The organism is Cytophagia bacterium CHB2, assembly GCA_030263535.1.
GTDB lineage: Bacteria > Zhuqueibacterota > Zhuqueibacteria > Zhuqueibacterales > Zhuqueibacteraceae > Coneutiohabitans.
This window is the reverse complement of the sequence record SZPB01000020.1, coordinates 19,418-31,099: the sequence shown is the minus strand read 5'-3', so window position 1 is coordinate 31,099 and position 11,682 is coordinate 19,418. Positions and strand designations below refer to the sequence as shown.

Here is an 11,682-nt window from a genome sequence, read left to right as displayed (position 1 = left end):
ATACGTGCGGAACAACATCAGCGCGCCGCCGGGAGGGCCGTACTTGCCGGCCATAATGTCTGCGAGTTTGTATCCGGCGGTCGTCGTGCTCGTATCGAGCAGGCGCTGCAAATAAACGCCGCGTTTGCCCTCGTATTCGAATTTGAAATAATCTGTGAAGCGCGTGTCGCCGGTCGCTTTCGCCAAGCCTTTCGCAATGCCCGCGAGAATCGCGAGATCGTCTTTGCTGTCGAAGACCGGCGGAATGCCGCCCTTCCAAATTTGCAAAAACGGATTCGAGCAACTGCCGGTGACTTCCAAATCTTCGAATTCGAGCCACGAGTTGGCAGGCAGCGCGAGATCGGCATATTCAATCGAGGCCGTCATCTGAATGTCAATCGAGACGATCATTTCGATATTCGGATTGACGTTTTTGATCATCTCATACGCCCACTTCGCGTTGTTGATGAGATTGACGTTGGTGAAAATCAGCGCCTTGGTCGGCGTCGGCATGTGCGTGTCGCCGGTGAAAACTTTGCGGCCATATTTCGGCGTGTCGACGATCAGCGCCTTGTCGCCGTGATTCCAATACGCCGGCTCTTCGTCCTTCGTGTACGCATGTGCATGAATACTTTTGCCGGGCGCATTCGGGTCGAGATTCGGCTCGAATGGGTCTTCGGCGACCCAGCCTTTGAAGCCGGGCCCCGTCCACGGCGAGCCTTGAAAGAGCGCGGCTTTGTAATTTCCCGCCCACGTGTGGCAACCCGCGCCGGGCTTGCCGATGTTGCCGGTGAGCATCAGCGGCAAATACGCGGCGCGGTTCATCTCCGTCGCGTGGAACCAGTGATTGATGCCCTCACCCTGATGAATCGCCACCGGCTTCATCGTCGCGATATCTTTGGCCAACTGCTCGATCAAATTCTTCGGCGCGTCGGTCATCTCGCAAACCGAGGCGAGATCGTAATCTTTCAGATGCACTTGATACAGCGTCCACAGCGTCGCGACTTCGATTTCTTTGCCATCGACGAGTTTGATTTTGAAACTGCCGTCTAAAACCGGATCGAGGCCTTTTTTCTCCAGTGTTTCGCCGATGTCATCGCGCGTGATGGCAGCCGCCTTGTTCGTTTTCGCATCCCAAATCACATAATCGCCGAGCTTGTCGTGTTGCTCTTTGGTCATGCCTTGAATTTTCATCGACGGGCCGTCCGGGCCGAGCGTGGTTTTATAATCGGGAAAAACTTCGTGCGCGCGCAGGCGTTTGAGATTGTCTTTGCGCACCAGCAGCGGCAGATCGGTGAATTGCTTGACGAATTTTTCGTCGTACCATTTGTTGTCAATCATGATTTTGGTGATGCCAAGCCACAGCGCTGCATCGGTGGCCGGGCGAATCGGAATCCAGTAATCGGCCTTCGTCGAAGGCGGGCCATATTCCGGCGCAATCACCACGATCTTCGCGCCGCGCTCCATGCACTCGATGAACCAATGCGAATCCGTGAGCTTGTTTTCCACCAAATTTTTGCCGTCCATGATGATCAATTTGGAGAAGCGCAGATCGTTGAAATCGCAGTCGGAAGCTTGCAGGCCATGCACCCACGGATGGCCGGGCGCTTGATCGCCGTGCCACGTGTAATTCGACCAGTTGCGTCCGGCGAGCGCCTTGTCGTGACCCACGCCGCGAATTTTCGCATCGAGCAGGGCGAGCGAGTTGTTGAGGCGATACATGCCGTATTTGCCCATAACGCCGAGCAGGCCCATGCCGCCGCGCATCTTCACGCAGCGCGTGCCGGCGCCGTGCGTCGCCTCCACCATTTCAGGTTGATAGCCTTGATCGAGCAAACGTTTCTTGCCCTCTTCGCCGCTGTAGCGCGTGGAAATGGCAACGAGCGCTTTGGCGATATTGTCGGACGCGTCTTCCCAAGAAATTTGCACAAACTCATCATCGCCGCGACTATCAAATTTATATTTTGATTTTAATTCCGGCGTGAGCTCGGGAAAGCCGGCATCGGCCCACGCTTTCCAGCCCTTGCGCACGATCGGATGCTTCAAGCGATACGGCCCGTAAATGACGCGATGGAACGTGTAGCCTTTCGCGCACTGGCGCGGGTTCCAATTGTTCGTCGCATGATTGCCGTAAATGTCGGCGTAATCCTGATAATCATACGTTGCGCCCATGCGGGTGACGATGCCGTTGCGCACATACGCGCGCACGCGGCAGGCATGCGTGTCGTTCGGCGAGCACACCCAGTCAAAAGAGGAATCATATTTGTATTGATCGCGATAAATCTTTTCCCAATTGCGATTCACCGAGCCGGCCAGCGGATTTTGATCAGGATCAACCGAGGCCAGAAGATGCAGCGGCAATCCCATATTCAGCACCGTTGTTCCCGCGCCCACGCCCATCCAACGCAGGAAGGCACGGCGGTTCATAATGCCGAAATCATCAATCGTCTGTGACATGAGCTTCTCCTCGTTATATGGAGTATTGGATTGATGGATCAATGGATTTTTGGATTGCTGGATTGTTGGATTACTGGATTGATGGTTTTACAAATAATGGAATACTTATCATTCCATTAATCCATCAATTCACTAATCCAGCAATCCATCTATTTGGCAATGATGAGATCCTGCCAAATCGTGACTGACTTCTTACCATCGCGATCGCCGGCGCTGCCGTTCCACACCGCGAAAGACACGCGCACCGTTTGGCCGGGCGTCAAGTCAAACAAATTCTTGGAGGCTTTTGAATCTTTGGAAGCTGCTTTAAGTGCGCGACGAAAGATAACGCGGTACGTGCCGATGTCATAAGCGCCTTTGGCCGTCACGAGTTGATCGGGAATCGGATGCGCTTTGAGCGTGCCGAATCCTTGCGCGTGCAAGGCCTCGGCCGCGCTTTCGCGGGTGGGATCGGAAACGATATTGCCCGCGCCCCAACCAGTGATGAACGTCGGGTCGGATTCCATCGTCAGTGCGCGCCGCGTCGGTTGCTCGAGCGCGGTGCGCATCAAATTCGGATAGGAGTCGATGCCGATGTTGGGATAGACTTTGTCGAGGTCTTGAAAAGCCGCTTCCATATCCGCCTGCCGCTCTGCCTTCCACATCCAAATATTGACAAAGCGGCCTTTCTCGCCCATGCCGAAAAACGGCGGATCGGGATCGAGCGTAAATGACACGGCCGCGGCGTCGCGGAAATCCTGCACGCGCATCGCGGTTTTGTCATTGGTGTCGTCGTACCACATCAGGCGCAGCGCCAGCTCTTTGCCGTCGTGCACCGCTTGCACGGTTAATATCTCCGGGCGATCGTTGCGCCACCACAGCGGCATCATGTGGAGATTGACCGGCGTGGCCTCGCGCCAAACACTCGCATCGGGATGATCGGGAATCAGCGGTACATAACGCGCAACGATTTGGAACTTTCTCATCTCTGCACGTTCGCGCTGCTCGGGACTCGACATCGACAAAATAAAATGCGTCAAGTCCCAGGCATCAGCGCCATATGACCAATCACTCATGGGCATCGGCGTGCCGGGCAAACCGGCAACAATGCGGCGATAAACCTCCTGCGGCTCGGGAATGCCTTTAAAAACGCCGACGGTCAAATCGCGCGGCCGCGTGGGATAACCTTTCTCGTCAAACTGTTCCTGCACGCCATCGCCTTTGCCTTTTTCGCCATGACAAGAGGCGCAGGCATCGCGGAAAAATTCTTGTGCGCGGCTGGCAGCTTCGGCAGTGTACGGCGGCTCCGGCGGAACTTTGATAACGCCCGCGCCGCTTTCACTCTCGGCGGTATTCGGTTGAATGGGGTTTTGCGCAAAGGTTTTAATATAATGCACCAGCCCCCAGCGTGTTTGTTCCGGCAAATGCGCCCACGAGGGCATGGCCGAGCCGGGAATGCCGCGTGAGATTGTCGTGTACAAATCCTCATCGGTGGGCAGTCTTTCCCAAGTTGAGACGATGCGGTATTGGCCGGCGATGAAATCACGTGGCTTGGGATAGAGTAGATAAGCCGCCTCACCTTCGCCGTCGCCGTTTATGCCGTGACAGGGGGCGCATTGTTGCGCGTATATCTTTTCCCCTTCGGCCAAAAGCGCAGGCGAGCTGGGTATTTTTTGGGTGGGGCGATAGGCAAAGGTTATGAGGCCGGAGTGGGGATCATCGGCATGCCACGCGGAAGCAAAACCCAGCAAACCAAGTCCGGCAAAGCCGAGGGACAGCGCACCTGCGGCGACACGAGGAGAGGATAAAATTTTCATGGCGGGGCCCTTCCGTTGAGAAAGGTGAGCCGCGCGCGGGACAGTCTAAACGCGGCACGATTTAAGATATTTTTATCCTGTTTTTGTGCAATATAACGCTTTCCGAATTATTGTCAAGAGATTTTTCGGATTTTTTTATCCTGTATTATTGCATCTCACCGGTGTGTGCACTATATTGGCGGCGTGCAGTTTAACCGCGATGGCGAAGCATAAAACAACAAAGGAAACGGTTATGCCTGTCATCTTTAGCCGCGCTTGTGAATATGCCTTGCGGGCTTTGTTGGAAATGGCGCAACAACCCGAGCAGGTATCCTGGGCCGTGCAAGAACTGTCGGCCCGTACCGACACGCCCGCGCCTTTTCTCGCCAAAACGTTTCAATTGTTGGTGAAGGGCGGGGTTCTGCATTCCGTAAAAGGCCGCCGGGGAGGTTTCACGTTTGCGCGCTCGCCGGGGAAAATTTCTCTTATGGAAATCGTCGATATCATCGACGGCGATGCCCTCACCAAAAATTGTGCGCTCGGCCTGCCCGCGTGCAGCGACGTCAATCCCTGTCCCTTTCATTCTCGCTGGAAGGGCATTCGCAACACGATTACAACTGCATTGCGCAACGGCACCTTGTTGCGCATGGCGCAAGATAATTTGTCGGCAGCCGCCAAGCATAAAAGCAAGGCCGCCAAACCGCGCCGTTTCAGCCGCGGTTCCTCGTGAACGGTTTCACGGCAGCAGGCGCGCCGCAATGCGGAATCCGATATCCTGGCTGCTGTGCTCCGGTTGAAACGCATCGCGATAGGCAACGTGCAGCAGGGCCACGCTTGCGCTGTACCACGAGCCGCCGCGCGCCACGCGCAAGCCCGGCGTGTCGTCGTGGTTGCGCTCATCATCAACATAAGGATGTTCTTTATTAAAAGACCGGTTGATCGATTGCGTCCATTCCACCGTGTTGCCGGTGAGATGGTAAACGCCGAAACGATTCGGGCGGTAGGAGGAGTAGGAATCTTGTATCCCGACGACAGTCACGACTGCGTCGGGATTTTTTTTCCAATTATATAATGACGTTTCATTGTCGCTGATGAACATACTCAAACCATAATCCAAATTATCGGGCCCGCGGCCGGCTTTCTCCCACTCGGCTTCGGTGGGCAGAACGAACAACCAGCGGCCGTTGCCGATTTTTTTCGTCAGCCATTTGCAATACGCACGGGCTTCAAACCAATTTACCCACACCACCGGCTGATCGGGCTGTCCGAAGCGTTGGTAGTCCGCATCTTCAGATGTCAACCGGGCAGTCACGTGAGACGGCTTGGAGGCCATCCAGCGTTTTCCAGCCTCCGTCCAGTTTGCCGCATCGGCGTAGCCCGAAGGATCGTCGAGAAATTCGCGGAACTCGGCATTTGTTACTTCAAAGGGATTGATAAAATATGCCGAGAGCCAAAGATAGTGCGGCTCGCGCGGATTCGAACAATCGCCAAAAAGAAAACTGCCGCTGGGAATATAAACAAATTCCGGCGAATGGGAGAGAAGGCGGGGCGGATAAGTCCGGGGCAACGGGCGCAGCGTCACAAGGAACGCACCGCCATCATCCGGACCGGAACGATAGCCCTGAATCGGCGCGGGAATGAAAAGATTATTTCCGCCATGCTCGGCGCGCAGGAAATAATTGCCGCGCGGCAACCAGAGCCGCTGACCGTTGAATGCCGCGACACCGGCAGTGTCCGCAAGATTTTTTCCCGCTTTGAAAAGAGCAACGCGTGCGTTAATGAGGTTGGAAACGATCAGCTCGGTTTCTTCCCGCTGGTAATGAAGCTGTTCGTTTCGCTCGCGTTCGGCCCACCATTTTGCCAATACGAAACTCACAATGGCGAGCACGAGGACCGCTAATCCGGCAGCGATAAAAAATTTTTTCGTCACCAATTCGCCTCAAAAAAAGTGAAGTCAGGCTTGGACGCAAAGGACTGAGATGGTATCCAAACTCATGGCGTCCAAGCCTGACTTCGCATTTTCCCTTCTTTCAAATATCCTGTCGATTGAGCAAACGTTGCGAGATGAAAAGCGGGACAGCAATCCAAACCGTCAATCCGAAAACCAGAAGCAACACACTCGCCATCTTGCCCCCGAGAAAACGCAACAACGCTGCACCCGCGGCGCCAAAGATGGTGACGCCATCAATCACAATGAGAGAGGCAACGCGCGCCATGTCAACCGGATTGCCGAATAACGAAAGGAACAAAAACGCATTCGCGGATTTGCCCTTCAGTAAAAGCGTGCCGCCCACCGCGAGCAAATCATAAAACAATACAAAGAAAAACCACAAGAATAGCGAGACGCCAAAGGCGCGCGCTTTGCGTTGATTGGCGGTGGCAACCAAAACGGCGAGACACAAGAAAACCAACGCCAGGGCCAGAGAAAGCGCAACGAACATCGCGTAACGCAGCAACTCGCCCGGGCCGTGTGCCGCAATGATCATGGCGCCGGCAACCGTGAAACCGGTCAGCGTCGAAATAACCATGGAGCCAAACACGCCGAGCAACTTGCCGAGCTGCACTTCACTGCGCAGCACCGGTTGTGAATAGAGCAGCTCGGTTGCGCCTTTGTCGCCCGTGAAACTCAGCGTGCCCATGATGAGCGCCACGAGCGGCACGAGATAGAGCACGAGATTCAAAATGCTCGCCGAGGTGCGCGTAAAATTCTGCACGCCGTCAAAGCCTTCCGCGCGCATGCCAAAATACGAAACACTCACCACCAACGCGCCGAACACAACGGCGAAAATGAGCGTCCATTTGTTGCGCATGTTGATGATCAACTCTTGCCGGGCGATGTCAAAAATTGTTTTCGTGTCCATTATTGCATTCTCGGTTGTGCGCGCATGCTTTGATTTCAGATATCGCAGCATCGCCAGCAGTTTCATACTCCCAAAGCTTTTGCGGCAGCGCCGTATTCATCCGGGCGAACGTAGATGACATAACCATAACTTCCTTTGCCGTCCGAAATGCCGCTGGAAGCATAGACATTGACGTTCGCTTCATAGAGTTTCATGTGAATCCCGGCCAGCGCGCCCAGTTCATCATCACCCTGCACCAAAAGCGCGGGGTGCGGTCCGTCCAATGCAAGCCCGGCCTTGTCGGCAGCGTTCTTCATCTTCAAGGTGTCTTCCGGAAAAAGCGTGAGTTGCGTGCGCATCGGCCCCATGGGCACGCCCGAAAAAGCGAGCAGGTTGATGCCCAGCTCTGCCAGTTGCGAAAGCAGTTTGTACGCCTCGCCGGATTGATCTTTGATGGTCGTGTAAAAGTAATCGACGCGACGAATCTTGAATGACATGATTACCTCCTTCTGCCTGCGACGACGTTTAGGAAACATGCCGTACATGCAATAACAACGCGCAGCTTGGGCTTGCCGTAATTAAAAAATCATTCTCTTGTTGGAAATTTTTCGCGGTACTCTCGCGCTTGCGCGGGATCGGCAAATGCGATTTTGCCGGAGCCCATGGGCGTTTGCAGACTCGTCTGCACGATGGTGCTGTGCTCGTAGAGCAGCCAGTTTTTGGTCTCGTAATCCTTCACAAAGGCTGCGGAAATCTTAAGCTCCCCGGACTTTTCCTGGAATTTCTCCAAACAGCCGAGATCATCGAATTTGAAAACGTCGCCAGCAGTTGTGATGATCTCTGAGGCAAACACCGGCTCTGAGATGGCCATGCGGCATTGGCTGCACATGTCTTCGGGATAAATGTCAACGGGTTTGATTTCGGAGGGGCCGCAAGCAAATAAATAAACGGCGCACGCAGTGACGCAAAGGCGCAAAGTGTACGCCAAGCTTTTTCTTTGCGGCACCTTTACGTCTCTGCGTCTTAGCGTGAAGTTTTTGTATCTTGCCAGCGTTCTCATTTTTCCAATCCGACATAATGCAAATACATATCTTCAATCGTGCCGTTGGCTAAAAACGTTTTACGGAGATTTTCAATCGCCTCCTGCGCCACAAGTTTGCCGCTCACAAAAATGCCGACGCGATCGGCGAGTTGTTCGGCTTCGGCGAGCAAATGCGTGGAGAAAATGATGGTTTTGCCGCGCGCTTTCTGTTCCAGCACAAAATCGCGGAATCGCTTCACGCCAACGGGATCGAGGTTCGCCGTAGGCTCATCGAGCAGCAAAATTAGCGCATCGGGCAGCGCTGCCACCGCCAACCCCAAACGCTGCACCATGCCGCCGGAAAACTCGCTCACCGGCTTGTCGGAAAACCCGTTGAAGTTTGCGGCCGCGAGCGCTTCATCCGCCAGCGCTTTTGGTAATTTGCGCACGCGATCGTAAAAACGCATCACTTCACGCGCCGTAAGATTTTCGGGAAACACCACGCGCTGCGGCAAATAACTGAGCAACCGCTTTGCGGCTTTGGGATGCTCACCCACGTCGAAGCCGTTCACCAGCACGCGCCCCGAGGTCGGCACATTCAAACCCACGATGGTTTTCATGGTCGTGGTTTTGCCGCTGCCATTCGGACCGAGAAATGCAAAAACTTCGCCTTCGTTGACGCAAAATGATATATCGTCAACGGCCGTGAATTTGCCGTAGCGTTTGGTGAGATGTTCGACTTGAATCATGTTTCTCTCTAAAGTTGAGTGAAGCCAGGCCTGAACTCAGCGGATCAAAGCATCCTCCAACCCTTTGAGTCCAAGCCTGGCTGCATTCGAGCTGCGCAGATCAACCGGCCGCATCAGTGGATGCTCATCCGCTTCGTTGTTGATAGCGATGATCGGAAACGCCTTCGTCGCAGCGGCCAGCGCTTGCGAAGCTGGACTGTAAAGATAGAGGCGCAGATTCGGCGCGCGGCCTTCGAGGTAATCAAATACGTTTTGAATCTTCATTGGAACGTCGCCGATGCCGTCGTGATCGAGATCGTAGCCTTCATAGGTACTCCAATAATTGCCGCGGCCGTTTTCACTCCAATGCGTTTCCGTGCGTTTGCCCACCAGGGACAACGGGCTTAAATTATCGATGAAATTGTTTTCCGAAAAAACATTTTGCACAGAGTTTTGATACATTTGCAACGCCACGTCGTTTTGCGCAATCACGTTGCGGCGAAACTGATTGCCCGTCGAGGCCTCGAAGAACATGCCGACTGCATTGTTAACGATCACATTCGAATCTGCGACCGCCTCGTGGCAATCCTGAAATAGGATGCCGAACGAGGAGAACCCGCGATTGTGCGCGAACACGTTGCGGCGCAGATGAATGCCGCGCGAGTACATGATGGCCGCGCCGGCGACGTTGTGGTGAAACTCGTTTTGCAGAAAAATATTCGAATCCGCGTACATGTAGTGCAGGCCATAGCGTACGCCAAAAACTTCATTGCGCGCGATAAATGTGTGATTCGCGTATTGAATATAGAAACCGTCGCGCACATCAGTAATCACGTTGTCCACCAGCCGGTTCCAGCGCGAATTCCACAAATGAATACCGCTGCCGCGCTCGCCCAGCTCAAGTCGTTTGCGGCCAACAATGTGATTCTCCGCAATGGTATTGTGATCGGCTTGAAAAAGATAAATGCCGAATAAAATATCGCGCAAGCGATTGCCGGCAATCACATTGCCGTGCGATTTGATCAGAATGCCGGCGTCTTCATCCACAAGCATGCCGCCGCAGCTTGCCACCTCGAACCCCGTGACGGTGCAGGAATCCGCAGTAATGGTGAGGCAACTGCCCTTGCCGTTGGCGTGCAACACCGGCCAATCGCGGCCGATCAACGTGAGCTTCTTAGCAACGATGAAATTGCCTTCATAAACGCCGGCGGGAACGAGAATCGTGTCACCGCGTTGTGCGCGGCGCAATGCGGCGTGCAGATCGAATGAAGCTCGCGCCGTGCTTGTATCGGCAGACCCAGCCTCACTCTCCATTTGCGCGGGCGGGCGGGCATGCGTCAATCCCAACAGCAAAATGAAGATTAAAGTATGGCCGACCAAGATAAACCCTAGCCTTTTGAAACGCACCGCAGCGGAAAGCTTGAGAGTGCCGTAAACAGCATGCAACGTTATCGGCACGAACGCAGCAAAAGCCAACAGCGGCGCGAACAATGTGAGGGTAAACACACCGATCACCAGTAAAACGGCGAGATGATACACCAAATTCAGCTTGCCAATTGAAAGCTTCTCATGCCAGGACAGTGTCGTTTTTTTCAGAGTCGTCGCGCGGATTTTCATATGTACGTAAACCGCGCTGCAACCAAAAAAGAGAATACTGAACAGCCACAGCAGCACGGCGGTTTGATCGATTCGCGTTGTGCTCACATAGTAGGCCGCCGGCGCGGTGAGCGCCAATCCCGCCATCGCGATGAAATCGCTCACCAAGCCTTTGGCATGGCGGCGCATCCACAAAAAGTGAACGATGAACAGGAAAGCCGCAGCCGCGCCGATCATTAACAGCAGCCACAATTTCTGCCGGAAAAGCGGCAGCAGCGCAAGCCCGCCGAGAGTCAAATCAACCGTTGCCCAAAAATGCGCAGCACGCAAGCGTTGCGGCGCTTGAACCGAGCCGCCATGATGGCGCAAGATAATTTGCAGCGGCACATAGCTGAGGAAAAATGCCAGCGCCGCAATCGCAAGAACAACAACGTTCCCATGCCACTCGTCCGCCGCACTCGCGCCGAGGATCAGCGGCGCGAGCAGCACGGCCCACGCGCCGTGCTCATTGGGGAGAAGTGGTGAGGGAATTTTCATGGGAGACATCTCACTCAAAGGCTTTTTATTTCAACACAGAGATTGCAAAAGGATTCTTCGCGCTTTGCTGTTATGGTTTGTTTTTTTGCCAGGCTTTGCGCGAGAGCCACATGGCCATAAGCAACAACAGCGGCATAACGGCCATGAAATAGGAACCAACATTGGGATAACTGTATACTTCAAAATTTGCCAACGTTTGATGGCCGATCAATGGCGGCGTAAACGGCGCGACTTTCACGGCAGCGGTGGGATCAAGCTCATGGCCATAAACATACAGTTTGTGATAGAAACTCCACAGCGAAAACAATCCAAAATAGGAAAACATCACAAACACGTCAACCAGCTTCGACATTTTGCCCAGCACCACCACGCGCAACGCCAGCAGCATAACGCCGCCAATGACAAAGGGAATCCACTTGAATTCGGTGAATTCTTCCTCTTTCAATTCGCGCATGCCGATGTAGTGATTGAGCGCATTGATTTCTCTTAGATCGTCGCGATAAGCGCTCTGGCCGCCCTCCAATTTGTACGAATAAATCTTCAGCAGCAGCCCTTCCGGAAACTGGTTCGAGTACAGTTTCAAATTCCACAATGGCAAGAAATACGTCGGCAGCAAAAACAGCGCGGCGACTAAGATCAACACCCGGCTGCGAAAATCTATTGGCGTTTCAAAAAAGGAATTGGCCTTGTCAATGTATTTTTGCATCACATTCTCCATTAACTGCCCGGGCGCTTTTGGGATATAACTT

Annotated in this window: 10 protein-coding genes; 1 reads left to right on the top strand and 9 read right to left on the bottom strand. The window is 53.9% G+C overall.

Annotated features, from left to right (window positions below; all coding sequences use genetic code 11):
- A partial coding sequence (locus FBQ85_03910) for a nitrate oxidoreductase subunit alpha (GenBank protein ID MDL1874302.1) occupies positions 1-2,406 on the bottom strand: 2,406 nt, incomplete at its 3' end.
- 179 nt (positions 2,407-2,585) lie between these two features.
- Positions 2,586-4,232 carry a c-type cytochrome gene (locus FBQ85_03905; GenBank protein ID MDL1874301.1) on the bottom strand — a complete coding sequence of 549 codons (1,647 nt, stop codon included), beginning with the start codon at positions 4,230-4,232 and terminating at the stop codon, positions 2,586-2,588.
- A gap of 199 nt (positions 4,233-4,431) precedes the next feature.
- Here FBQ85_03905 and FBQ85_03900 point away from each other — a divergent pair, with 199 nt between their 5' ends.
- Positions 4,432-4,941, top strand: a complete 510-nt coding sequence (locus tag FBQ85_03900; protein ID MDL1874300.1) for an Rrf2 family transcriptional regulator — start codon at positions 4,432-4,434, stop codon at positions 4,939-4,941.
- A gap of 6 nt (positions 4,942-4,947) precedes the next feature.
- Here FBQ85_03900 and FBQ85_03895 read toward each other — a convergent pair whose 3' ends face one another.
- From FBQ85_03895 to FBQ85_03865, 7 genes are all read right to left on the bottom strand, one after another.
- Positions 4,948-6,144: a formylglycine-generating enzyme family protein gene (locus tag FBQ85_03895; GenBank protein ID MDL1874299.1), complete on the bottom strand. Its 1,197-nt coding sequence runs from the start codon at positions 6,142-6,144 to the stop codon at positions 4,948-4,950.
- Positions 6,145-6,241: 97 nt separating this feature from the next.
- The gene (locus FBQ85_03890) at positions 6,242-7,138 is read right to left on the bottom strand and encodes a hypothetical protein (protein MDL1874298.1); all 897 of its coding nucleotides are present in this window, start codon (positions 7,136-7,138) and stop codon (positions 6,242-6,244) included.
- On the bottom strand, positions 7,135-7,548 hold the full coding sequence (locus FBQ85_03885) for a hypothetical protein (GenBank protein MDL1874297.1): 414 nt from the start codon (positions 7,546-7,548) through the stop codon (positions 7,135-7,137). The genes FBQ85_03890 and FBQ85_03885 overlap by 4 nt, the downstream gene beginning before the upstream one ends.
- A gap of 89 nt (positions 7,549-7,637) precedes the next feature.
- Entirely contained in the window at positions 7,638-8,111 is a 474-nt protein-coding gene (locus FBQ85_03880; protein ID MDL1874296.1) for a hypothetical protein, read from the bottom strand.
- Positions 8,108-8,821 (bottom strand): ABC transporter ATP-binding protein, encoded by a 714-nt coding sequence (locus tag FBQ85_03875; protein ID MDL1874295.1) that lies wholly within the window; start codon positions 8,819-8,821, stop codon positions 8,108-8,110. Before FBQ85_03875 ends, FBQ85_03880 begins: the two co-directional genes overlap by 4 nt.
- 36 nt (positions 8,822-8,857) lie before the next feature.
- Complete coding sequence (nosD, locus tag FBQ85_03870) at positions 8,858-10,942, bottom strand: nitrous oxide reductase family maturation protein NosD (GenBank protein MDL1874294.1); 2,085 nt, start codon at positions 10,940-10,942, stop codon at positions 8,858-8,860.
- A 61-nt stretch (positions 10,943-11,003) separates the two neighbouring features.
- Positions 11,004-11,639, bottom strand: a complete 636-nt coding sequence (locus tag FBQ85_03865; protein MDL1874293.1) for a DUF1422 family protein — start codon at positions 11,637-11,639, stop codon at positions 11,004-11,006.
- Positions 11,640-11,682: the final 43 nt, after the last annotated feature.